Source organism: Portibacter marinus, assembly GCF_021533195.1.
GTDB lineage: Bacteria > Bacteroidota > Bacteroidia > Chitinophagales > Saprospiraceae > Portibacter > Portibacter marinus.
In genome coordinates this window covers 543,522-567,288 of the sequence record NZ_JAJNKB010000003.1, presented here as the reverse complement: position 1 = coordinate 567,288, position 23,767 = coordinate 543,522, and the positions used below count along the sequence as shown (strand labels likewise).

The following is a 23,767-nucleotide window of genomic DNA, read 5'->3' as shown; positions in this document are numbered from 1 at the left end:
AAATTAACAATAATTAGGAAATTGGTGCATACTACTTTAGATGAACTGCCGTGTCAGCATTTAGGTCAATGGTTCGTAGGCCTTGACCTGCAGAATCAAGTGATGAATTTTGTCAATTCAGGGTTATTAAGAGACCTGTCAATTTCTTGCGGCCCGTTCATTTTCTCTGGGACTTGTCCAATTCTCTGGGACTTTTTCAATTCTTTGGGACTGGTCATTTTCTCAGGGACTTTTCCAATTCTCTGGGACTGGTCATTTTCTTTGAAACTTGTCAGTTCATTGGCAACCAACTGCGTGTTAATATCACATGTTTTCCTGACTGATGGTTTTCATTATATCTGATACCTAGTGACTGCCTTGGGACTTGTCAATTCATTGGCAAGAATTCATTCTAACCCTTTTCAAAACCCGTACCCAAAAGAAACTCCAGGCCACGCCCAATATATGATGTTCAATCCCTCGAAGCCGTCTCCAGTAATCGGAAGATACAAAGGAGCAAAACCGATTCTAAAAAGAAAACCTCTCGGATGTTGATACCGATATTGCAGAGCCGCATTAGGGTAGATTTGAAAACCCGAATCTCCTGTCACTGCTTCGGTAACCGTGGTAAAACCGGCACCCAATTCAAAAAAATGTTTTTCCTTGCCAAATAGGTAGCTGACCTGACCAATGATAACGGGGTCGCCAATATAGCTCACACCTGCTTTTAGTCTGAAGTTATCATGATTTTTAATTGGCGCAAAGTCATAATTTAAGGAATAAATCAATGCATTCCCACCGAATTCAGCGTAGATCGCTTGTTTTTTTTGGGCAAAAGTGAAGGTTAAGCATATGATGAATAATAGAATTGTGCAACTATACTTCATTATAAGAATTATTTACTACTAATGAATGTACAATGAATCATTATAGTTTCGATGATACACTTTATTTCCCAAAAGTGTAGCCCAAGGATACCCCTGGCCAAATCCAGTTGTTAGGATCTGCAAAAGCTGGTTCGTCATCGAAAAGAGGTATGAAACTTGGAGCCAGACCAATTCGAAAAAGTAAACCACCACTGCTTTCATATCTAAACTGGAGGGCCGCATTAGGGGTCAATAGTAAACTTAATTTTTCGTTATCGTTTGAAAAAGGAAGAAAATTTGCTCCTGCCCCAACTTCCATAAAGTATTTTTTCTTCCCAAAAAGGTAACTGATCTGAGTGATCGCAAAGGGGTATGCTAATGTGGAAACTCCTACTTTGGCTCTCCAATTCTTATCAGTCTTTGCTATAGCAAATTCGTAATTTAGAGAATAAAAAAACCCATTGCCTAATAATTCACCATAAACTGCATGGTTTCTTTGAGCATTGATTGACAAATAACTAATTGTCAAAAGAAGGGTAATAAAGTACTTCATTGGATTGATTTTTTATGGTTTATAGAGACATTATGTTATTATTAACAAATTATCACAATAAAACCGAACTCCAGTCAATTCAAGGGTATGTTTTTTCGGTTTGTAATTCATCTTCATTAAAATTGCCCCATGAATTTCCAGAATTTAGAGAATATTGACATTTCAGATTTCCAGCATCCTAAGGAAGCCCAATCTATGAAGAGACTCAGGGAAACGAAAGGCTTTGAAAGGGTCGTAAGGAAATTTTACGATCTCGGTATAGAAAACATCATCAAACTCCAATTTACAGGTAGTAGTTTGAAATTATCGCCAAAATCATTTCCCGAGTTATACCAACTTACTGAAAGGGCTTGTCAAATTTTGGGAGTTGATCATATTCCGGATATATATGTCCATAAATCTGATGAATTTACGGCTAGAACCTTAGGCGTGGATAATCCAATGATTGCGATTTCAACGGAGTGTGTAGACAAGCTTTCAAAAGAGGAATTATTATTTGTAATCGGCCGGGAAGTTGCCAAGATAAAGTGTCAGCACATTCTATACCAAGAAATAGGATTTATTTTCCCGGAACTGATGGATGCCGTATCTCCGCTGACATTAGGATTAAGTGGGGTTTTATCTTCAGGGTTAAAATACGCACTTTTTCATTGGTCACAGATGGCAGAATATACTGCTGATCGCGGTGGACTTTTAGTTTGCCAGGATGTCTATGCAATCAAGAAACTGTATGCAAAGTTGGCAGGTCTTCCGGAGCGCTATTGGGCCACATTTGATGTTGGTGAGCTAGAGGAGCAAGCAAAGGCATTCGAGGGTTTTAAGGAAAGAACGTTTGACAAATTTATGCGATTTTTATACGGGAATAATCTGTGGGCAATTGCCAGGGCGCAGGAACTTGTTAATTGGATAGAAACCGGGGGGTATAATAGAGTCCTTGTCAGCAAAGCAGTGAATTAGACTTGGTTTTAAAAACTTAGCTTAAGAGTAAGGGTTTCAGTGTGAGGCTTTAAGTGATCTTTTTTTAAAAAAAAAATTAAAATAGGTTTGAAATATAAATTCGTTTTTTAGTTTTGCATTCGCTTTCAAATAAAGTTTGTAGATGAACGAACGATTCGAAGGAAAAACGCTGGAAGCGTTTTAGAGAGAGAACTGCGAGGAGGCGCGCAAGCCAGGTATTCGAAAAACGTTTCAGAATACCAAACACATGAAAAACATAAGAAAATAGTCTAACTAAAGGTCTGGTAGTTCAGTTGGTTAGATGAACGAATGGTCCGGAGGAAAAACGCTGGAAGCGTTTTAGAGAGAGAACCGAGCGTAAACCGCAAGGAGGCGCGCAAGCCGGGTATTCGAAAAATGTTTCAGAATACTAGGCACATGAAAAGCATAAGAAAATAGTCTAACTAAAGGTCTGGTAGTTCAGTTGGTTAGATGAACGAATGGTCCGGAGGAAAAACGCTGGAAGCGTTTTAGAGAGAGAACCGAGCGTAAACCGCGAGGAGGCGCGCAAGCCAGGTATTCGAAAAATGTTTCAGAATACCAACACGTGAAAAGCATAAGAAAATAGTCTAACTAAAGGTCTGGTAGTTCAGTTGGTTAGAATACCTGCCTGTCACGCAGGGGGTCGCGGGTTCGAGTCCCGTCCAGACCGCATCAAAGCTTCAATCATTAATTTGGTTGGAGCTTTTTGCATTTTAAGAATACAAGAAATAAGGACGGGACTCTGCAGCCGCAGCCAGCGGGTGTGCCGCTGGTTCGCTTCCTATTGCGCCTCTAGCGCAATTCCTACGGATTGGTCGCTCCCGTCCAGACCGCATCAAAGCTTCAATCATTAATTTGGTTGGAGCTTTTTGCATTTTAAGAATACAAGAAATAAGGACGGGACTCTGCAGCCGCAGCCAGCGGGTGTGCCGCTGGTTCGCTCCCTCTTGCGCCTCTAGCGCAATTCCTACGGATTGGTCGCTCCCGTCCAGACCGCATCAAAGCTTCAATCATTAATTTGGTTGGAGCTTTTTGCATTTTAAGAATACAAGAAATAAGGACGGGACTCTGCAGCCGCAGCCAGCGGGTGTGCCGCTGGTTCGCTCCCTCTTGCGCCTGCAGCGCAAATCCTACGGACTGGTCGCTCCCGTCCAGACCACTTTCAATCGCCAAAGTTCTTGAGAACGGAGGCGATTTTTGTTTATATTCATATTTAGTTTTCTGAATAATGGAATATAAGTAGCGATTTTCAGCGGCCAAGACCGCCTTTCTTGAAAGACAATTTTTGGTACGTTTATATTCTCAAGTGCTCAGATAACAAACCTTATACTGGATATACTCAAGATCTAAATGATAGATTAGGTCGTCATGAACGAGGTTCAGTTCCCGCAACCAAAGATAGAAGGCCCATCGTCCTAGAAAATTTCTTTGGATTTTCGGATAAATACCAAGCTTTGGAATTTGAGAAGTACCTTAAATCAGGATCTGGAAGAGCTTTGATGAATAGACGTTTTTATAAAAGATAAACAAAGCTTCAATCATTAATTTGGATTGAGCTTACAATCATACTGCTCCTCCTTTGCAAACTCAAGATTGTCGTAAATAATTATACTACAGCCATTAATTTTAAACTGTTCATCGAGTTTCGTAATTTAGAACCTACCCCATACGAACTTAAATAACACAGAATGATTTCAAGCTTCAACATTGTCCCCACTTTGTCTCACTTGTTTGAATCATTTAATTCCATTGTAATTCAACAGCAAGGTAAACTCCATCTCACCATTTCTTGTGAGAACATCATTGTTAATACAGATCCTTACCAACTCATCAGAGAAACGACGCTCCTTCTTTCATTCATTCGAAGTATGCCAGCACAACCAGAAGAAATGCTCTGTATTTTAGAACCGAAAGATTCGAATCGCCATCAGTTTAGTTTGATGTTTAAAGAATTTACAGCAAATTTCACTCAAGTCAAAAGATTCAATGCTCAGCTCGAGAGCTATGACATATCGTGCATAGATGATAATTTAGTAGCCTTATACTTTAAGAAGGATGCTTTGGTTAAGAAAGTCAATGAAACCATTCACAAAAATTATGACATTCCTCCTTATTACGCAGAAATCAAACAAAAGCTACAAGCGCATTTCTCTTCTGTAGACTCTTTAGAGAAAATGGCCAATCGCAAAAGCCTCGCTCATGGATTATTTCTGAAGAAAGTGAATCAAGCCCTTGAAAACAATCTGGAAAGCGAAAATTTTAAAATAGATGATTTATGCAAGTACCTGGCCATAAGTAGATCCCAGCTTTATAGGAGAATTTCTCCAGTTTTGAAAATGTCTCCTGCCAAATATCTCATTTACTTCAAACTACAAAAAGCGAGATCTCTTTTACAACAGACCACTTATAGCATAGGTGAAGTCATTTCAATGGTTGGATTCTCAAGTCAAAGCCACTTTTCCAGAGCGTTCAAAGATCAGTTTGGTATGAATCCATCGCATTTTAAAAAGAAAAAATAAAATTGACACAGTGAGTCAAAAAAATGAAATGTCCACACAAATGGACAATGGATTACCATTATAACTTTACAATAAAAAAATCATGGACAAATTAGAACAAAACAAAGAACTTGTATTAGAGTATTTCGATGCAATTAGCGGTAAAGTGAAAACTGTAGAGAACATAGATCGATATGTGGATGATCATGAGCTTAAAGAGCACATTATGTTTTTTGATACTATTTTCCCGAAATATGAGTTGCATGCTGACGAAGTAACCGCTGAAAAGAACAGGGTCGTTGTGTTGGCTCGTTTAAAAGGTCGCCATGAAGGCGAATTAAATGGCATTCCTCCTACTTATCGGGAGGTCGATTTTAAATTTGCCATCGGTTACATTGTTGATCGTAACAAGATCGTAGATCATTGGATGATTGCAGATCAGGCGGCTTTAATGGAACAATTAGAAATTAAGGCGGAAGTCTAAACGAAAATACAGAACCCACTGGTCAAAGAATCGAGTGGGAGGAAGTTTGGTCATTTAGCGTCACAAAGGGAATCTCCAACGATGACTGGATAATCATGAGTAACGAGCTCCAAAAATTGAGGAGCGCCAGTGCACATTGCATAGCTGCAATAACCAACAATTAACACTATGAAATTTTGCTACCTCTACTTTTCTCATAGAGAAAGTAGGGGGTAGCCTTATGCAGTATTTGCGATCTATAAATATCCAGAAGGGAATCCCGATGTATTATGCCAATGAGGTACCTGCTTAATATTTTCCATATTCATATGATCTGAATATTAGGTGATATTACCTTGTGTTATTTAATGCCTTTGGTGTCGATAAGATAATATGCTCTAATTTAAGTAAGAATCGATTAGAATTTAGAAGAGGTTCAATGCTATAACTTTTGATCAACGACTGAATGCCTCTTTAATGGGAATCGTAGCATCTTTTAGTTTCTCTTTGTCAATAGTGAGTCCTGATTTAATAGCCTTTGTACCCATAACATAAGCCTTGGCATTATTGATAGCATCAACTGCTAGGAGTCTGTGATCCTTGAAATACCAGGCGGAACATTTGCGATTTTCTCCCTGTTCCATTCTGATCATTACTTCATCGTAGCCCTTTGAAAGCCCCGCTATTTGTAATTTGACATCATATTGGTCCGACCAAAACCAGGGAACAGCATCATACCTTAACACTATTCCACATATATTCGCTGCTGCCACTTTGGCTTGGTCCACCGCATTTTGAACGCATTCTAATCGAAGCTCTTCCTTGTAGTAGGGGTTGTAGTGTCGAGTGCAATCACCTACAGCATATATATGTTCGTCACTTGTTCTGCAAGATGTGTCGACCACTATACCATCTCTGGATGCGAGCCCGGACTGCTCCGCTAAGGTAGCATTGACCTGAATTCCCACACCGATAATGATAACATCTGCTTCATAGCTTGATCCATCTTCGCATTTGACATTCGAATCACCTTCAAAAGTTTCTACTTCTATGACATTTTTTTGGGTTTCAATATTTACACCATTGGCACCATGCAGTTGCATGAAAAAATCAGAAATATAGGGGCTGGTTACCCTGCTCAGAATTCTATCCTCTTTTTCTAAGACTGTAATTTCAGCGCCCAGATGCTTCAGGGAAGCTGCTATTTCCAATCCGATATAACCTCCACCTATGACCACTACTTTGGGAAGAGATTTATTTTCGACCATGGCCTTTATATGAAAAGCATCTTCTGCAGTTCTCATGGCAAAGCAACAGTCAGAGGACAATAATCCGGGGATATAGGGTATAATAGCAGAAGCACCAGTTGCCAAAACAAGTTGATCATACTTCATTTGATCATTGCCTTCGATGACAATTACTCTGTTTTCTCGATCGATTTGAATCACTTTTCGACCTAGCTGAAGCGTAATATTTTCCCGTTGATAACTTTCTAAGGGTTTAAGCGCGTAATGGTCAATGTGATCAGCATTTTTCAGGAATGATTTAGACAAAGGCGGACGGTGGTAGGGTAGGTGGGGGTCTGCATCAATTAAGAGGATATTACCTTTCCAACCTTCTCTTCTGAGTGCGAAGGAACAGTTGACTCCGGCATGACTAGCTCCGACGATCACACAGGTTTTATCATCATTGGTCATCGTGATCAATTGGCGACTTTCAAAGTCATGCCATCTAATTCGTCACTTACATCTAATTGGCACGACAGACGACTATAAGATGATACATTGTCTTCGAGTTCCAACATATCTGCTTCAATTTCACTGGGCTGACCTAACTTTTCCATGTCTTCCGGACTTAAATGTACATGACAGGTAGCACAAGAACAGACTCCGCCACAATCTCCGTCGATTCCCTGAATATGATTTTGCACCGCCAATTCCATAACGGATCCTGAATGCCCCTCCACAGTTTTAGATTCACCATCTCTGGTGATGAATGTAATTTTTGCCATGATCTACTTTAATTTTTTATCGAATTGAATTTAGCATTAACTTGATGAAAGCCTACTTTGCGTTTAATCTTGCCCCAGGTTTCAATGTTTTCCTCAGATTCCAGGAGTTGGATTGAGTGTACCTTTTCCACCAACACTTTAATCAGTATTTTTAGCAACTGTCTGGCATGAGTAGCGCCTAAGCACTTGTGATGACTGAAGCCAAACCCAACATGTGGATTCATTTTTCTATCCAAAATAACCTCATTAGGATTTTTAAAGACATTGGAATCTCTGTTGGCCGAGGCCCAACATAGTGAGACCTTATCATCGTTGTGCAAATCGTATTCACAGACATTTGTTTCAACATCTACCACCCTTCCCAAGTGCGTTAAAGGTGAGAAATATCGGATAAACTCTTCTACCGCCTTTCCGATAATATCTGGATCTTCCCGAATTTTTTCTAACGATTCAGGATGATCGCCAAAATACACGATGATATTGGTAACCGCATTTATGATGGTATCTCTGCCACCGGCAAAAGTCAGTATCATCGTTCCTTTCACTTCCTCTTTTGTGAACTTTCTTCCTTCGAATTGAGAACGAAGCAGCACCGAATAAAGGTCATCTCCCGGGTGATGGAGGACCTTTTCGATTTGCTCGTCGATATAGTGGTACAGTATCTCCGCTTTTTCAGCATCAAGTGGATTATCCTCACTTCTAAAGACATGGGTGCCCCAGGAAATCCATATTTCAGCTTCTTCTATAGGAACGTTGAGCAATAAAGTCAGTGCTTGTGACTGTAATTTTAAGGCAAATTCTTCTACTACTTCCAACACCGCTTTATCAAGTATTTCATCGACTAAATCAGAAGTGATCTGAGTAAGTTTTAACTCATAATCTTCTTGAAGTGGTCTTCTAAACCATGCTTCCATTTCTGAGCGATATTGAGTATGCAGCGGAGGGTCTAATTCGAGGGGTATTTGTCTGATCTCCCGAATTTTTTCCTCAGAGGGCACCACTATCCTACCAGGTTGGACGCCAGATTTAAAAGATTGGTAATAATGAGCACACTTTCTGACATCCTTATGTCTAAGGATCATCGTGACCTTCTCGAATTGGTCATCGATATCCAACACACCATCTGTTTCTCTGACTTTCTGAAAAGCATCAGGAAATTCACTTTTTTTCATTTAATCGTCATTGTCCATGACAATATAGAAAATAATTAAAGCCGTACAGGGCCATGATGTTGGATAAAAATCAAAATTGCCTTTTCATGGCTTAAAACTACGGCCAGAAACTGTCGCAATCACATCCACATGGCTCTCAATTTAATCCAGATCAGAAAGTCAACCATTATTAAGAGACACCTATCAAAAGCTGATCAAGGCGTCTTACTTTGTCAATCTTTCGATCATTTTTTTCATCTCCTTAATCTCCTTTTCTTGTGCTTTAATAATTTCATCTGCTAATTTTTTCACTTCAGGATCGGAAATTTCAGCATGTTTACTGGTTAATATAGCTATAGAATGATGCGGAATCATAGCCTTCATCCATTTGACATCCTCGATTGGTTTTTGCGCACGAACCAGGAATAGTGAAGCAACAAAAACGATAATGCTACCCAATATAATCAACAAGTTACGCCCTCTATCCTTATACATTTTTTTCATAAACAAGAACATGATGATCGCCATGGTTGATACACCCATTAAGGTCATGTACATCCTGGTCCAACTAAAGTAGACATGATTCATCTCGTAGGTATTCAAGTACATGGTGATGTACATAGCTATTGCAGATGAAATGAGCATTAAGAGAAAAACAGTATAATTAGAATGTTGATTTGGGTTTTGCATAATACTTTATATTTGCATGAGAAGATATAGAGCAAATTTTTAATCATGTTTGTGACCGTCACTCTTATGTTCTGTATTTTCTACATAGTCCATTCCACAAACAGGGCACTGGCCAGGTTCCTCACTTCCACTACCTTCGCAATGCATGGGACAAACGTATTTTGCCGTGTACTCTTTACCCGTTTGCTCTTTCTTATCAGTGCTGTTGTTGCAGGATGAAAAGGTCAATGACATCGTAGACACGGTTAAAAAAAGAATAAGACTTTTTAAATACTTCATTTTTATAAATTTTATATGATATAATTAAAGTTTAACACCTCTCAATCTCAGGCTATTTGCAATGACCGAAACAGAACTAAAGCTCATTGCTGCCGCTGCGATCATCGGAGACAACAAGATTCCAAAGAATGGAAATAAGACTCCAGCAGCGATCGGTACTCCAAGGACATTGTAAGCAAATGCAAAAAATAGATTCTGTTTGATATTTCGCATGGTTGCTTTTCCTAAATAGACCGCTTTTTCTATTCCTTTTAGGTCTCCTTTGACCAAGGTCACTTCTGCAGATTCAATCGCTACATCTGTTCCTGTACCCATCGCAATACCTACTTCTGCTTGTGCCAATGCCGGAGCGTCATTGATTCCATCTCCAGCCATCGCCACTTTCTTCCCTTGAGATTGTAATTTTTTTACAAAGGCCAATTTGTCCGCGGGCAGGAACTCTGCTTCAAAGTGATTGAGGCCAAGTTCTCCGGCCACTGCTCCTGCAGTTTTGGCATTGTCTCCAGTCAACATGATGATTTCAATGCCTTGTCTTTGCAAAGATTGCAGTGCCTCTTTGCTTGTAGCTTTAACGGCATCAGATATAGAAACATAACCTGCTATTTTCCCATTGATACCAATGTAGGATACCGTTTTACCTTTAGATTGCAGCTGGTTGACATCCTGCTCAATTTCTGGTGGTATATCTATCTGTACCTTTTCCATCATTTTTTGATTACCAATGGCAACATTGGAATCTTCTACTTGCCCTTTGACCCCCATACCGGTAACGGATTCAAAATTTCTGGTTTCATATAGTTTAGAAGATTTTTCTTGGCCATATTTGACTATGGCTTCAGCTAGAGGGTGTTCACTTGAACTGTTTAAAGAAGACATGTAAGTAATGAGCTCTTCCAGATCTTGCTCATCCACTGCAACCACAGTTTCCACAGATGGCCTCCCCTCAGTTATAGTCCCGGTTTTATCCGTAATCAAAACATCTATATCATTTAACCTTTCTAGCGCTTCAGCATTTTTAATTAGGACTCCATTTTGTGCTCCTTTCCCAACGCCTACCATTACTGACATTGGCGTAGCCAATCCCAATGCGCATGGACAAGCGATGATCAATACCGCAATGGCATTTACGAAAGCAAAAACGAGCGCCGGGTCTGGTCCGAAAAGGTACCAAACCACAAAAGTAATGAGGGATACTATGATGACCGTTGGAACAAAATATTTGGAAATACGATCGGCTAATTTCTGAATAGGCGCCCTGGATCTGGAAGCTTCATTGACCATATGAATGATTTGAGAAAGAAGGGTTTCTGAGCCCACTTTTTCCGCTTTCATTAAGAAAGTCTTCTGTCCATTGATGGTGCCCGCACTAACAGCATCTCCTTTGGCTTTGTTGACCGGCATCGGTTCACCCGTAATCATAGATTCATCGACGTTGCTCTGACCTTCTATCACCACACCGTCAACAGGGATTTTGCTTCCCGGTTTCACTCTAAGGATGTCACCAGTCATAATACTATGAATAGAAACCGTTTCTTCATTTCCTTCCTTATCTACTCTCACCGCCTCACTAGGTGCTAATTCCAATAACTCCTTAATGGCTCCACTGGTTCTTTGGTGAGCTCTGGCTTCCAACAATTGACCTAGCAAAACCAATGTTAAAATCACCGTTGCGGCTTCAAAATAGACGTGAACTGTTCCGGCTTCGGTCTTGAATTGATCCGGAAACAAATTTGGGAAAAGAATAGCGGTTAAACTGAATAGCCAGGCGACTCCAGTTCCAATTCCAATGAGGGTAAACATATTCAGATTACGGGTCAGAATGGACCTCCAGGCCCTTTCAAAAAACATCCAGCCTGCGTAGAAAACGACTGGTAATGATAAAACCAGCTGAATCCAATTAAGGATTTGCGGGCTCACCATGTTTTGTATGGGATTGCCTGGAATCATATCACCCATCGCCAATATGAAAAGGGGCAGGGTGAAAATGACTGCTATGATAAATTTTCTTCTTAGGTCTGTGTAGGTTTTATTTTCAGTCGATTCTATAGGTTTGAGAGGCACCAAATCCATTCCACAAATCGGACAATCACCTGGGCCATCCTTCACTATTTCAGGGTGCATGGGACAGGTGTACTGAGTATGCGTGTTTAATGCAGGTTGTTCTACCAGGTCCATGCCACAGACCGGACAATCTCCTGGCTCATCATAAACCTTATCACCCTCACAGTGCATAGGACAGTAATAGACGCCCGTTCCTGTGGCTTGCGGTACTTTGGGAGGATGGGAATGTTTGTTTTTGACGGCACCTTGTAGGCCAATGGTATATTGTAATCCCGAAGCAATCAATTGTTTTTGCAATTCATCTACTTCCAGATGTTGGTTCATGGTAATATCTACTTCACCGTCTTTAAGGTGGACTTGTACTTTTTCAATATTCGGATGAGCACTTAGAGCTTTGTCAACACTATTGGCGCATCCGTTACAAGTCATTCCTTCTATCGAATAAGTATGTTTCATAAGTGTAAAATTACCACCTTTAATTTTCAGAAGTTTGCTTAAATATGATCGTTAATTGACAAATTTGAGGACCAGACCAACCATTAACCAGGCATAACACACGAAAGTAATGACTTTAAGCGTCTTTTCCATGATCTGACTTTTGGGTGCCATTTCTTTATGATGCTCCACCTCCTTCTTTTTATAAAAGCCAAAGTAAACGAGGAATCCTGAAAGTATTAAAAAGCCTATATTCAAGAAAAAGGTATAATCAATTTTGAAATGTTCACTTTCTGTAATTTTAGTTCCTGAAGGGTCAGGCAATAATTGGAGAAGATCAAAAGAATAGTGAAGAGCTAATGACGTCAGAATCAATGAAGTAAAAAGTAAAAAGAGGATAAATAAAGACATTTTCCAGCCGTAGTATTTGGCATTGATCCTCAAGACGGGAAAAACAACCAGGTCGCTGAATATAAAAGCCATGACACCAGCAAAACTTACACCTTTACCAAACAAGAGAGCTGCAAGGGGAATATTTCCCATCGATCCGATGAAAGTTAAGAAAGCAGCAATGGGTCCTACGATAATGTGTTCCAGTAATGTGAAAAATCCGAAAGCATTATTGCCGGCTCCACTGTTAATGAATAAAGTTTCAAAAAAACTGTCCGGAACAAAGGCAGAAACAATTCCTGCAACAGTAAAACCAAGTGTAACATCCTTCCAAACCATTTTCCATTCCATGCCATATTGCTTTGCTACCTTGGCCCATTTATCCGCATCTTTAAGACGTTGTGTAATGGAAGCTTGTGAAGCCATATCATCTTCATTATTCTGTTCATTAAGATTTTCTCGAGCCTTTTTGATGAGTTTACTGGGATTGATGACTTTGATCAATAACCAACTGATCAGGATAAGCATACTGCCACCTACGTATTCTCCGATTACAAATTGCCATCCCAGAAAAATGGATATAATAATACCGAGCTCTATGACCAAATTAGTAGAGGCCAATAAAAAGGCGATAGAAGAAACAAAACTGGCACCTTTTTGAAACAAAGCCTTGGTAGTGGCCAATGCGGAAAAGCTGCAGGAACTGCTGATGAAGCCAAAAAAAGTACCCAATGCCACATCTTTGGCTGCGGCGTCACCCATGACTTTTTGCATTCGCTCCTGGGTAACAAAGATTTGAATACAACTGCTTACAAAATAACCAAGAATAAATGCCCAGAGGGCCATCCAGAAAAATCCGGCTGAAGTATAGGCAGCCTCACCCCATTTCTCAAAAAAATCTTGCATGCGCTCTTGTTCTTAAAGTTCACTGAGCGACCTTCTGCCTATTGGATGATTTTTATATGCACTCGGTGACAACCCTGTTACTTTTTTAAACTGTCGGGAGAAGTGTGCAATATTTCCGTATCCCAGATGAAAAGCTACATCGCTCACATTGTTTTCATTGTATGTCAATAGTTCTTTTGCTTTTTCGATACGGAGTTTAATGTGATATTGTTCTAGTGTATCTGCTTCATATTGTGAAAAAGTTCGGCTCAAATGGGCGTAATCATAAGGAAAATGCTCCGTTAAAAATCGAGATAATTTAAAATCTTCTGGTATTTCAGAGCTATTGTAAAGTGTGACAAGAGCTGATTTGATTTTGGTTACCAATATGGGTTTTTCTCCATCCAACATCTCAAACCCTTCCTGCTCCAGTTGTTTTTCAATGTTTATCCTATCCTCAGGGCTTATTTTTTGGGCCAATGTTATCTTACCCAGGGATACCGTTTGCGGGTAGTATCCATTTTTGTTAAAAATGTTCTTCACGGATGAAATACATCGGTCACAAACCATATTTTTGAGGTATAGGATTTCCATTTAGTTGAGTTCTAACTTAACTGTTCCGCACTTCATCATCTTATCTCCAAAATAAGGATTTCTGATCGCTTTTTCAGATGAAATCCAATCTGCTCCTTCATTGCCTTTGGCCATAGGACAATGTTGAACATAGTAGGTATCCTCATGGGTCCCAAAAGCTTTTACACTATTGATCAAAGCTTGGGACAGGAAATCAAACTGATTGCGCTGCTCTTCCACCTCTTCTGATTCAGAAATCATAGACCCATGTGAATCCAAAGCTTTCAATTGTTGCATCCAATACATATGTGCTTCACCCGATAGTAAAGTCATATCTACTTTTTCCAAATCAGAAACGAATTGGACAGCAGCCTTCCTGGCAGCACTTCCGTCCGTTTCAACCAGCGCATTTTTTAACTGCAGGTAACTGTTGATAAGCAAGTCCAATTGTTCCTGAAAAGCTGCCGGAGTCATTTCTATGTATGAGGGCACCACATCTTGTGCCATGTTTTTCTTGATTTTTACAATCCTATTCATCATACTGAAATTGTTGTTGAGTTGCGCTGCTGCGTCTACAGCAAATGCTCCTTCAGTAACCACTTGTTCTCCGATTGCCAGTCCATCCGAAACACTGAGGTATCCGCCACCCCGATTGGTTACAGTCACCTCTCTAAATTCATAAGATGGAACTTCAGTATCGGGAACTTGAACATATACAACTGAGCGATCCCCTGTCCACAGAACCGCAGAACTTGGTATGGTCAATGAACTGGTAGCGGATTGATCAGCGGTAGTGGTTGAAGGTTTTATAACGCCATCTAGCAGCATCCCAGGTTTCAATTGATTACCCGTATTGTTGATTTCTGCCCTGACCACTGCTGTGCGGGTATTGGAGTTTAGAAGGGGTTCAATGTAAGAAATTCGGGCTTCAAAGGTTTTGTTGGGAACAGAAGGTGTTGTGAAACTGACTCGCGCACCTTTTTTTACGTTGGCCAGATCGGACTCAAATACATTAAAGATCAGCCAAAGCCGTCCAGTGTTACCTATGGTATAAAGTGTTTCACCTTCCCTTACGTGATCACCCTGCGAGACCCTTTTCTCTAAAACATAGCCGGAATGATCCGCAAAAATGGGTATGGTTTCCATCGGAACGCCATTGGTTAAAATCATTTGTATCTGGGCATCTGTGATTTTCCAGTTTTTAAGTTTTTGTTTTGCAGCATTTTCCAAGCCTTGCACCCGATTATTATACTTAGCCGCAGTCAGCAATTCCTGAGAAGCGGCCAATAATTCTGTAGAATACAAGGTTGCGATTTGACTTCCCGAGCTGACATATTGGCCTTCAAATGTGACTGACATTTCTTCAATTCTTCCGGGTAGATGGGAGGTTTGAGACTTAATGGTTCGCTCGTCCAGCTCCACTGTTCCGTCTACCGATATTTCCATCTGTCCCTGCTGATTCAGATTTTGCTGGTCTCCTCCAACCGTAAAGGTCTGGATTTGGGCCAATTTCGCAGCTTCTTCGCTCATTCTTAAAATGGTGGGATTGTCATTTGCCATCGAATTGTCTAATGGCACCAAATCCATTTCACAAATCGGACAAATGCCAGGTTCGTTCTGTCTGATTTGAGGATGCATGGAGCAGGTGTAAACCTGGTTCGATGCTGACATTTCTGAACCAGTGTGAGTGTGTTCTTCCTGGTTGTGCTGGGGCGTTGGTTTTATCAGCCAACCAATGGCCAGACCTGTGATGAGGAAAATAGCGCCCACAATGTATATTCGGTAATTTTTCATATGCTCAAGTTTATTTTAAAATTTGGTTGGGTTAATCTGGCAATTAAATTTGCCAGTCCCATGGTTTTATGAATACTCCTTCTCATCTTTTATCTGTATTTTTCAAATACTGCCTGTGCCAATTCCTTTTCATAATTCGCATTCAAAATCTGAAGGTCGTAGTCTAGTAATTCCATTTCCATACGGAGCAGTTCTTCAAATCTGGTCTCCTCTGCCGCATATTCCGCTCTCATCAGATCCAATGTCTCCAGAGTTATGACTTTGAGTGATTCAAATTTGCGGACCTGTGCCTCTGCATATTCAATTTTGGATAAAGCCAGTTCTACCTCGGCCTGAAATTCAATTAAATAGTCCCTTCTTTTTGCCGCAATGACGTCTTGCTTAATCGCTTCTTCCTTTCTGATGGACTCGTATCTTTTTGTAAAGATCGGGACTTTTATACTACCCATTGGCATTAAAATATCTCTCCCATTTCCAGGCATTTCAACGTCCCTTCTTTTAGTCACATACGCATAGTCAATTCCTACTCCTATTTGAGGTTTGGATTGATATGCTGTATTTTTAATGACAGCTTCGGAAGCTTCAATCTGGCGGTCTAAAACAGAAAATTGTGGATGTTGTTTCAAGACCTCCTCCTCGATACCAGTGTAGAAAATAGGTGCATTTAACCGATCTTCTATTGTAATCTCGGCATTGAATGGACGTCCTGCCCATCTGTTCAGAGTTATGATGGGCTGCTCCATTTGCTTGTCCAACAAATTAAGATCAGCCTCTAACGCCTCTCGCCTTCTTTCAGTAAGTAAAACGTTTGAAAGTGGACTCTTGCCAGATCGGACCCCAGACTTGGCTAATTCCAACATCGCTTCCAAGACTTCCAGCCTTTCGCGGATAATTATTTTTTGTGCGTCCAAATAAGTCAATCTTGCGTACGTGGTTCTAATCATGAATTCCAAGGTGATTTCCCTGACTTCATCCAATTGTGATTTCACTTCAGCGGAAGCAAGCGCAACATCTTTTTGAGCGTCCAATGTTCCTTTCCAGGGTATCATTTGAGTCACTCCGACTCTGAATCTTTGAGCTCCTAGCCTTGTCTCCACCGGTAAGACGCCCAGTGCTAAATTAACTGTTGGATCAGGCCAATCCCCAACCTGATCTGCTTTTTGCAAGGCAGCCTGATATTCCAATTTCATAGCTTCTAATCCTGGATCGTAGGATTTAGTCATTTGAATAAATACATCTACGGATTGGCCATGAAGCCAACATTGACCTAAAAGCAAAATGAGCAGAAACTTATACATTTTGATTTCTTTTATTGTTGAAAAATAATCGGCCCTCTTTCCAGATTGAAAAAAGGACAGGAACAGTGAACATGGTGATGACTTGTAGTACCATTCCGCCAAAGCTAGGTATCGCCATCGGCACCATAATATCTGATCCACGACCAGTACTGGTCAATACCGGTAACAATGCCAGTATGGTAGTAGCTGTCGTCATCATTGCTGGTCTGACTCTTCTCAATCCGCCTTCGACCACAGCGTCACGGATCTCCTCCTTAGTGGTAGGTTCATTTCTCGCAAAACTATCTCGCAAGAAGGTGGCAACCAATACCCCATCATCAGTTGCAATTCCGAACAAAGCCAGAAAACCTACCCAGACCGCCACGCTTAAGTTGATGGTATGAATCTGAAAAACATCGCGCATGGAGCTACCGAAAATATTGAAGTTTAAAAACCAATCGGTGTTGTAAAGACCAATCATGATGAAACCACCTGCAAATGCAACAAGTACACCCGAGAAGACCATCAGAGATATCGCTGTAGAGCGAAACTGCAGATATAGAATGAGGAATATTAGAATCAAGGCAATAGGAACGAGCAAGGCGAGGCGCTTATTCGCTCTTACTTGTTGTTCATAATTTCCGGCAAACCTATAGTTAATTCCCGTCGGAATTTCGAGGCTCCCTTCCTCCTGAAGTTTTTGTAAATAATCCTGCGCATTGTTGACCACATCTACTTCTGCGTACCCATCTTCTTTGTCAAAAAGGACATAACCTACCAGAAATCCATCCTCGCTTTTAATGGCATGTGGCCCTTGTTCGTATTTAATTTCAACAAATTCGCTTAAGGGTATTTGTCCACTTTGCGGAGTGTCCAGATAGATGTTTTCGATGGAAGAAATATTATCTCTATAATCCTGTGGATATCGGAGTCTGATCGGATAACGCTCTCGACCCTCTACTGTCGTAGTCATGGTCATACCTCCTATGGTAGCCTGGATTTGTCTCTGGACATCCTGCACAGTAAGTCCATACCTGGCAGTCGTTCCTCTATTGATATCCAGAAGCAGATAAGGTTTGCCAACGATTCTATCAGCAAAAACTGCGGCATCCTTTACTCCTTCAACGTCTTTCAGATATTTCTCAAGTTCTAAACCGACCTTTTCGATAGACCTAAGATCTCGTCCTTTGACTTTGATGCCCATGGGAGCTCTCATTCCCGTCTGTAACATGACCAGTCTTGTTTCGATCGGTTGTAGTTTAGGTGCTGAGGTGACACCGGGTAGCTTGGTTACATTGACAATTTCATTCCAGATATCATCGGGAGATTGAATGTGATCTCGCCATTGACGAAAATATCTTCCATTCCTATCCGGAATTAATGCACCATCATCGTCGCGAATGTACTCTCCATTTTCGTATTGATATCTGATTCGGTGACCATTTTCGTCCGTTTTGTATTCTGATTTGTAATTAATGACATTTTCATACATCGACAACGGGGCAGGATCTAGAGGGCTGTTAACCCTTCCAGCTTTACCTACCACTGTTTCTACTTCCGGGATAGCCGTTACAGCCATATCAAGCAGTTTGAGATTTTTGCTGTTTTCTGCAATTCCCGCATGGACCATGGCTGTTGGCATCAGAAGGAAAGAACCTTCATTAAGGGCGGGCATGAATTCTTCCCCTGTATTCTGGTAAACCCGTACTCCAGAATAAATAATCACTCCTACCACTAATAGAAATATCAATTTAAATCTGAGTAAGAACCTTAAAATGTTTTCGTAATAGTGGATAACCAACCAAAAGAAACTGATCAATAGAGCAACAATGGCGACAACGAAAAAGCTATTGGTATACAAAGATATATTGACACCAAGCGGCATCCATATGTCTGTAAGGAAGATGGCGATAACCACTGCCACAATGATGTTGGAAATAACAGTGATTTGATACTTTGAGTCAGGAAATACCCTCTGTGCTAATGTTTGCAAGATGGCTAATAAACCAATAATCGTAATGATCAGGATGACTGGATTACCAACGATGAAGAAAGCGATCAGAGAGGCCACCAGGATGAATACGTTAATGATGAGGGCTATTCTCCTCTTGTTAATCTTAAGTTGGAAAAGGCTGTGTGCCAATGGAGGTATAAAAACCAAGGCAACTATAACGGCTGCGATCAGTGCGAAAGTTTTGGTATATGCCAATGGTCTGAATAATTTACCTTCAGCTGCTTCCATAGCAAAAACAGGTAGAAAACTAACCACTGTGGTTGCTACTGCCGTCAAAACTGCTGAACCAACTTCCATTGTGGCTTCATAAACTGTGGTCATCAAAGTTTCCGATTCGTCAGCTTTATTTTTCCGATCGATGATGCTTTCTGTCAATACAATTCCCATATCGACCATCGTTCCAATGGCAATGGCAATGCCTGAAAGTGCTACTATATTTGCATCCACTCCAAAGTACCTCATCGCAATAAAACACATGAGGACAGCTATAGGTAGTGATCCTGCAACCAAGAGTGAGGATTTTAAGTTGAAAAGGAGTAGGATAACGACGATAATGGTGATGAGAATTTCTAGCGTTAAGGCTTCCTCCAGGGTTCCAATGGTTTCATTAATTAATTTCGTTCTATCGTAAAAAGGGATCACGGTGACTTGAGAAACCGTGCCATCACTCAGTGTTTTTTTAGGAAGACCAGGAGCGATTTCTGCAATCTGTTCTTTTACATTATTGATGACTTCGAGCGGATTAGATCCATACCTTGCGACTACTACGCCGCCCACGGCTTCTGCTCCAGATTTGTCCAAGATTCCTCTACGGGTTGCTGGACCTTGATATACTTTGGCAATGTCATCAATGGTTACCGCTGTGGAATTAACCGTTTTGACGACACTTTTTCTGATGTCTTCTAAGGATTCGATATACCCCAGACCTCTGACAAAGTATTCAGCTCTATTTATTTCGATGGTCTGGGCCCCTATATCCAGATTGGATTCCCGAATGGCTTTCATCACTTGTTCTAATGTGATGTTCTTGGCTTTCATGGCCAGTGGGTCAATGTCTACTCTATATTCTTTAACAAAACCGCCTATTGAGGCGACTTCTGAAACGCCCTCGGCAGCTGAGAGGCCATATTTAACATAGAAATCCTGTATAGATCTTAAGTCTTGCGGGTCCCACCCTCCAGTAGCATTTCCATTTTCATCACGGCCTTCCAGGGTATACCAGTAAATTTGCCCTAAGGCTGTCGCGTCGGGGCCTAGCGTCGGAGCTACTCCTTCCGGTAATAAATTAGCCGGCAAAGAGTTTAGTTTTTCAAGTATTCTGCTTCGTGACCAATAGAACTCTATGTCTTCATCAAAAATCAAATAAATACTTGAGAATCCAAACATGCTATTGCTTCGTACGCTTTTGACCCCGGGAATTCCAAGCAATGAAGAAGTAAGCGGGTAGGTGATCTGATCTTCTACGTCCTGGGGTGAACGCCCTTTCCACTCTGTGAAAACGATTTGCTGATTTTCTCCGATATCAGGTATGGCATCCACTGCAACTGCATCATTTGGTAACCAATTGATATTAAAGTCAAATGGCGCAGTTGCCAGACCCCAGCCTATTAAAAGTACCAAAAGCAGCCAGGTAACCAGTTTGTTTTCTAAGAAGAATTTAACGAAATGTTTCAAAGTAAAAGATTTATCAAACTTTTAAAATGGTGATCAAGACGATCAATTTCAACTCATTAAAATGAGCAATAGTCTGAATTTCTGCAGACTATATTGTTTAATAAATTATAAAAGAAATGCTTCGTTCAGGGCATAGATATCCCTGTCTAGTAAGGCGAAATAGTGGTTCGGAGGGATGGTTTTAGGAACCTTAATTGAATTAAGATCTGTAAAGAAAGTCTGAATAAATGCGGCAATAAAGATTTCGGTATCCTCTGTAAGTTGCAAAGAAGAAGAAAGATTGAAATCAGCATCCAATTGATCCATTTCCACACTTTGATTAGAACAGCAATCTTTATCCTTGGAGGGTACACTGACTTTCATCATTCCATGTCGTGGACATTGCACCATGGTCTCATGGCAGGTCTTTGCTTCACTAAAAAAGGCAACAGACTTTAATTTACCCTGACAGAAATGCACGTCCATAGAAAATCCCATTGATGTACTGAACATCAGGATGGCCAGTGTCATAGAAAGTATTCTATATGTGCAATTGTTTTTCATTATCACAACAAAGATATAATCTTCAACAATAGTTCACTTGATCTATTATGATAAAGATAATACTAATTTCGCGCCAGAATTGTTGTGAAGTGGACGAAAAAGGGAAATATTAATTTGCTAGAGGGTTCAATTGCTTTTCTTTGAAAGCAGGGTTAAGCTCAAATTTTTTATTAAAGATCAATGGTATTGAAAATGAGTAAAATGGATTATAGGGAATATTGGGAGAAAGGCATTTCATATGAAGACTACCTGAGTAATTTCTCAAAGGAAATGAGATTGGGTCAGGAAGTACTCTACGCACAATATTTACCTCAAAACTGGACCCGACAACTTCGGATCCATAGAAAAACCAGGTTTGCAGGCTCAATGGTCGAAAAGATTAAAGTGCAGCGTTGGTTGGTGATCACCGAGCATTGGTGCGGAGATGCATCTCAGATAATCCCCGTCTTTCAAAAATTAGCAGATGAGAGTGAGGGAAAGATCGAAGTGAGATATGTGTACAGGGATCAGAATCCAGAGTTGATAGATACTCATTTAACGGATGGTCGTAGTCGTTCGATTCCGATCTTCCTTAAGTTGGATAATAATGACCAGGTGATCAAGGTTTATGGTCCAAGACCTGAGGAAGCGCAGCAATTAGTTAAGGATTCATTATTAAAAGGAGAAGACTACAATATCCCACTTCATTCATGGTATGCGAAAGATCGCCAACAATCGATCTTGTATGATTTATGGGAGTTTGTTGACGATGAAAGCCTATCATGGCATTCAGATAATGACTAGTTGATCCACAGGTGATACTGGATGGCATTATACTTTAATTTAAAAAAGATTCTCTTTTTGGTAACGCAATTCTACTGTCTTACACTAATCTAGATAGATAAGCCCTTTAAGAGCTTTAAGCTCTTAAAGGGCTGTGGAAGGAAGGTTTCGTAACGCAAAAAATATGATCATGGCAAAAAACATTGAGGCACAGTTTGAATTTGGGAAGTTCTACCATGTCTTTAACAGAACCAACAATTCAGAAATTCTATTTAGAGAGGAAATGAATCGTTACTATTTCATTAAGCTTTGCAAGGAGAAGTTAAAAGGAATTATAGATGTTTATGCGATTGCGTTGCTTCGGAATCATTTTCATTTTGCAATTAAGATTCGATCAGAGGAAGGAATAGTGAATTATTTAAACTCTATTGATATAAAAAAGCTTACAACCACTCAGCATCAATTCCTAGAAAAACTTGGTGAAGATGGAATTGTGCATCGACTGATTTCAGGACAATTTTCAAAAGTCTTTAACAGCTATAGTCAAGCATTCAATAAAAAGTATAAAAGAGAAGGACATTTATTTCATGCTCCCTATAAAAGGTCAATGATTTATTCAGACAATCACCTTTCACAATTAATCTGTTATATTCATTTTAACAGTGTAAATCATGGGGTGGTCAAGAATTTGACTGAAGATCGATGGAGTACCTATCCCTATTTACTTAAGGATAGAGGTGCAAAACATATATTCCGCGGATTTGTAAATGCTGATGCAGTGCTAGATCACTTTGTCTCTAAAAGGGGTCTTGTGGATTTTTATTTGAAATATAAGAATGAGATAATAGATTATAAAGAGGCAGTATTTTAATGATCTTTAAAATTCTGCAGGTATTATAAAGGATTTAGAATTTTGCGATCTTACATAAAAGGAAAGGAGAGCGACGGTTAGATCACTCTCCTTTAGTAATAAAAATATCTGTTTCTTAAGTTTATATCATTTTAATAAAGATAATCTAACGCTATTTGATCATCATTATTAAATGGTCTATCACTTCCATCTGTACAGGATAACATCCACGATTTAGCAGACAATGAAGCACCGGTAGGTGTGCCAGGTATATGATTAGCGCCAACCCCTGCTGTTCCTTCATTAGAAGTTCCACCTCCGCATGAAATACTTCTATCAAAATAATCGGTATGTCTGAACCCTACACAGTGACCCATCTCGTGTGCTATTATCGTTGCAATACCATTCGTACTTAATCCATATGCAGATTCAAGTATACCACTCATTTTAATTTCTCCGTAAGGATCGCCTGAGGATGTAGGAAATCCTGCTGAACCAAGTACACCCCTTCTCTCATCTCTCTTACTAAGCCTCGTCATAACAATATCAGCCTGATTCCTATTTGAGATTCGCTGAAATGCGATGCTCAAATTCTCAGCGTTGAATCTGTTAATTGCCTCATCAAGACCGGCTATCATTGCTGCACTATATCCTCTTCTCCCTTCATCTGCATACATTGTAATTACTCTATTCCCACCAGTACTCACCAAATTATTCGTGCTATACTGTTCTACTCCCGGCACTCTATGCTCATGCCCTGCATGCTCCAAAAATTCCTCTGTAATGATGATATCTCTTTCTATTCGATATCCTTCGTCCACTTTTTCAATGCCATCCGGATTAAAACCCATGGCTGTAAGTTGTTCAATGACTTTTGTAGGGATCTCATTTCCAGTCTCTAACGTCTCCTTCTGGCAAGAATAAGTGATCATGCCGATGACCATTAGACTGAATAGTAGTAAAATTGATTTTCTCATGTAATAAATATGTTTAATTTGTTAGAAGATGCGCAAATCTATAAAATAATTTGACTTTATATTC

General features: G+C 40.1%; 21 protein-coding genes and 1 tRNA gene. 7 read left to right on the top strand and 15 right to left on the bottom strand.

Annotated features, from left to right (window positions below; genetic code table 11):
* Nucleotides 1–401: 401 nt before the first annotated feature.
* The gene (locus L2567_RS10050; RefSeq protein WP_235297631.1) at nt 402–866 is read right to left on the bottom strand and encodes a hypothetical protein; all 465 of its coding nucleotides are present in this window, start codon (nt 864–866) and stop codon (nt 402–404) included.
* A 61-nt stretch (nt 867–927) separates the two neighbouring features.
* A complete protein-coding gene (locus tag L2567_RS10045) occupies nt 928–1,398 on the bottom strand; it encodes a hypothetical protein (protein ID WP_235297630.1) in 471 nt (156 codons plus the stop codon).
* A 129-nt stretch (nt 1,399–1,527) separates the two neighbouring features.
* On the opposite strand from L2567_RS10045, the gene L2567_RS10040 reads away from it, so the two are divergent.
* From L2567_RS10040 to L2567_RS10025, 5 genes are all read left to right on the top strand, one after another.
* On the top strand, nt 1,528–2,355 hold the full coding sequence (locus L2567_RS10040; RefSeq protein ID WP_235297629.1) for a M48 family metallopeptidase: 828 nt from the start codon (nt 1,528–1,530) through the stop codon (nt 2,353–2,355).
* A 617-nt stretch (nt 2,356–2,972) separates the two neighbouring features.
* Nucleotides 2,973–3,046, top strand: a tRNA-Asp gene (locus L2567_RS10035).
* A 601-nt stretch (nt 3,047–3,647) separates the two neighbouring features.
* On the top strand, nt 3,648–3,902 hold the full coding sequence (locus tag L2567_RS21305) for a GIY-YIG nuclease family protein (RefSeq protein ID WP_406626673.1): 255 nt from the start codon (nt 3,648–3,650) through the stop codon (nt 3,900–3,902).
* Between the two features lie 162 nt (nt 3,903–4,064).
* Entirely contained in the window at nt 4,065–4,895 is an 831-nt protein-coding gene (locus L2567_RS10030) for a helix-turn-helix domain-containing protein (RefSeq protein WP_235297628.1), read from the top strand.
* Between the two features lie 82 nt (nt 4,896–4,977).
* Entirely contained in the window at nt 4,978–5,358 is a 381-nt protein-coding gene (locus L2567_RS10025) for an ester cyclase (protein WP_235297627.1), read from the top strand.
* Between the two features lie 434 nt (nt 5,359–5,792).
* Here the strand turns inward: L2567_RS10025 and L2567_RS10020 are convergent, their stop codons facing one another.
* From L2567_RS10020 to L2567_RS09965, 12 genes are all read right to left on the bottom strand, one after another.
* Nucleotides 5,793–7,034, bottom strand: coding sequence for an NAD(P)/FAD-dependent oxidoreductase (locus L2567_RS10020; RefSeq protein ID WP_235297626.1), 1,242 nt, complete (start codon nt 7,032–7,034; stop codon nt 5,793–5,795).
* A 5-nt stretch (nt 7,035–7,039) separates the two neighbouring features.
* Entirely contained in the window at nt 7,040–7,348 is a 309-nt protein-coding gene (locus L2567_RS10015; protein ID WP_235297625.1) for a 2Fe-2S iron-sulfur cluster-binding protein, read from the bottom strand.
* Between the two features lie 8 nt (nt 7,349–7,356).
* Nucleotides 7,357–8,520, bottom strand: coding sequence for a cytochrome P450 (locus tag L2567_RS10010; protein WP_235297624.1), 1,164 nt, complete (start codon nt 8,518–8,520; stop codon nt 7,357–7,359).
* A 204-nt stretch (nt 8,521–8,724) separates the two neighbouring features.
* Complete coding sequence (locus L2567_RS10005; RefSeq protein WP_235297623.1) at nt 8,725–9,189, bottom strand: DUF305 domain-containing protein; 465 nt, start codon at nt 9,187–9,189, stop codon at nt 8,725–8,727.
* Between the two features lie 39 nt (nt 9,190–9,228).
* Nucleotides 9,229–9,468, bottom strand: coding sequence for a heavy metal-binding domain-containing protein (locus L2567_RS10000; protein ID WP_235297622.1), 240 nt, complete (start codon nt 9,466–9,468; stop codon nt 9,229–9,231).
* Between the two features lie 24 nt (nt 9,469–9,492).
* Nucleotides 9,493–11,985 carry a heavy metal translocating P-type ATPase gene (locus L2567_RS09995; RefSeq protein ID WP_235297621.1) on the bottom strand — a complete coding sequence of 831 codons (2,493 nt, stop codon included), beginning with the start codon at nt 11,983–11,985 and terminating at the stop codon, nt 9,493–9,495.
* A gap of 51 nt (nt 11,986–12,036) precedes the next feature.
* A complete protein-coding gene (locus tag L2567_RS09990; protein ID WP_235297620.1) occupies nt 12,037–13,260 on the bottom strand; it encodes a permease in 1,224 nt (407 codons plus the stop codon).
* A 12-nt stretch (nt 13,261–13,272) separates the two neighbouring features.
* Nucleotides 13,273–13,833 (bottom strand): helix-turn-helix domain-containing protein, encoded by a 561-nt coding sequence (locus tag L2567_RS09985; RefSeq protein WP_235297619.1) that lies wholly within the window; start codon nt 13,831–13,833, stop codon nt 13,273–13,275.
* Complete coding sequence (locus L2567_RS09980) at nt 13,834–15,606, bottom strand: efflux RND transporter periplasmic adaptor subunit (RefSeq protein ID WP_235297618.1); 1,773 nt, start codon at nt 15,604–15,606, stop codon at nt 13,834–13,836.
* An 89-nt stretch (nt 15,607–15,695) separates the two neighbouring features.
* Entirely contained in the window at nt 15,696–16,904 is a 1,209-nt protein-coding gene (locus tag L2567_RS09975; RefSeq protein WP_235297617.1) for a TolC family protein, read from the bottom strand.
* Nucleotides 16,897–20,571 (bottom strand): efflux RND transporter permease subunit, encoded by a 3,675-nt coding sequence (locus L2567_RS09970; RefSeq protein WP_235297616.1) that lies wholly within the window; start codon nt 20,569–20,571, stop codon nt 16,897–16,899. Before L2567_RS09970 ends, L2567_RS09975 begins: the two co-directional genes overlap by 8 nt.
* A gap of 105 nt (nt 20,572–20,676) precedes the next feature.
* Complete coding sequence (locus tag L2567_RS09965) at nt 20,677–21,081, bottom strand: HYC_CC_PP family protein (protein ID WP_235297615.1); 405 nt, start codon at nt 21,079–21,081, stop codon at nt 20,677–20,679.
* A 234-nt stretch (nt 21,082–21,315) separates the two neighbouring features.
* Between L2567_RS09965 and L2567_RS09960 the strand changes: the two genes are divergently transcribed.
* Nucleotides 21,316–21,897: a thioredoxin family protein gene (locus L2567_RS09960; protein WP_235297614.1), complete on the top strand. Its 582-nt coding sequence runs from the start codon at nt 21,316–21,318 to the stop codon at nt 21,895–21,897.
* A 169-nt stretch (nt 21,898–22,066) separates the two neighbouring features.
* Complete coding sequence (locus L2567_RS09955; RefSeq protein WP_235297613.1) at nt 22,067–22,747, top strand: hypothetical protein; 681 nt, start codon at nt 22,067–22,069, stop codon at nt 22,745–22,747.
* Between the two features lie 131 nt (nt 22,748–22,878).
* Here the strand turns inward: L2567_RS09955 and L2567_RS09950 are convergent, their stop codons facing one another.
* Nucleotides 22,879–23,703, bottom strand: a complete 825-nt coding sequence (locus tag L2567_RS09950) for a M57 family metalloprotease (protein ID WP_235297612.1) — start codon at nt 23,701–23,703, stop codon at nt 22,879–22,881.
* Nucleotides 23,704–23,767 lie beyond the last annotated feature (64 nt).

Coding starts and splice junctions, on each gene's coding strand:
- L2567_RS10050 (WP_235297631.1), bottom strand. CDS start 866: ATGAAGTATAGTTGCACAATTCTATTATTCATCATATGCTTAACCTTC.
- L2567_RS10045 (WP_235297630.1), bottom strand. CDS start 1,398: ATGAAGTACTTTATTACCCTTCTTTTGACAATTAGTTATTTGTCAATC.
- L2567_RS10040 (WP_235297629.1), top strand. CDS start 1,528: ATGAATTTCCAGAATTTAGAGAATATTGACATTTCAGATTTCCAGCAT.
- L2567_RS10030 (WP_235297628.1), top strand. CDS start 4,065: ATGATTTCAAGCTTCAACATTGTCCCCACTTTGTCTCACTTGTTTGAA.
- L2567_RS10025 (WP_235297627.1), top strand. CDS start 4,978: ATGGACAAATTAGAACAAAACAAAGAACTTGTATTAGAGTATTTCGAT.
- L2567_RS10020 (WP_235297626.1), bottom strand. CDS start 7,034: ATGACCAATGATGATAAAACCTGTGTGATCGTCGGAGCTAGTCATGCC.
- L2567_RS10015 (WP_235297625.1), bottom strand. CDS start 7,348: ATGGCAAAAATTACATTCATCACCAGAGATGGTGAATCTAAAACTGTG.
- L2567_RS10010 (WP_235297624.1), bottom strand. CDS start 8,520: ATGAAAAAAAGTGAATTTCCTGATGCTTTTCAGAAAGTCAGAGAAACA.
- L2567_RS10005 (WP_235297623.1), bottom strand. CDS start 9,189: ATGCAAAACCCAAATCAACATTCTAATTATACTGTTTTTCTCTTAATG.
- L2567_RS10000 (WP_235297622.1), bottom strand. CDS start 9,468: ATGAAGTATTTAAAAAGTCTTATTCTTTTTTTAACCGTGTCTACGATG.
- L2567_RS09995 (WP_235297621.1), bottom strand. CDS start 11,985: ATGAAACATACTTATTCGATAGAAGGAATGACTTGTAACGGATGCGCC.
- L2567_RS09990 (WP_235297620.1), bottom strand. CDS start 13,260: ATGCAAGATTTTTTTGAGAAATGGGGTGAGGCTGCCTATACTTCAGCC.
- L2567_RS09985 (WP_235297619.1), bottom strand. CDS start 13,833: ATGGAAATCCTATACCTCAAAAATATGGTTTGTGACCGATGTATTTCA.
- L2567_RS09980 (WP_235297618.1), bottom strand. CDS start 15,606: ATGAAAAATTACCGAATATACATTGTGGGCGCTATTTTCCTCATCACA.
- L2567_RS09975 (WP_235297617.1), bottom strand. CDS start 16,904: ATGTATAAGTTTCTGCTCATTTTGCTTTTAGGTCAATGTTGGCTTCAT.
- L2567_RS09965 (WP_235297615.1), bottom strand. CDS start 21,081: ATGACACTGGCCATCCTGATGTTCAGTACATCAATGGGATTTTCTATG.
- L2567_RS09960 (WP_235297614.1), top strand. CDS start 21,316: ATGGATTATAGGGAATATTGGGAGAAAGGCATTTCATATGAAGACTAC.
- L2567_RS09955 (WP_235297613.1), top strand. CDS start 22,067: ATGGCAAAAAACATTGAGGCACAGTTTGAATTTGGGAAGTTCTACCAT.
- L2567_RS09950 (WP_235297612.1), bottom strand. CDS start 23,703: ATGAGAAAATCAATTTTACTACTATTCAGTCTAATGGTCATCGGCATG.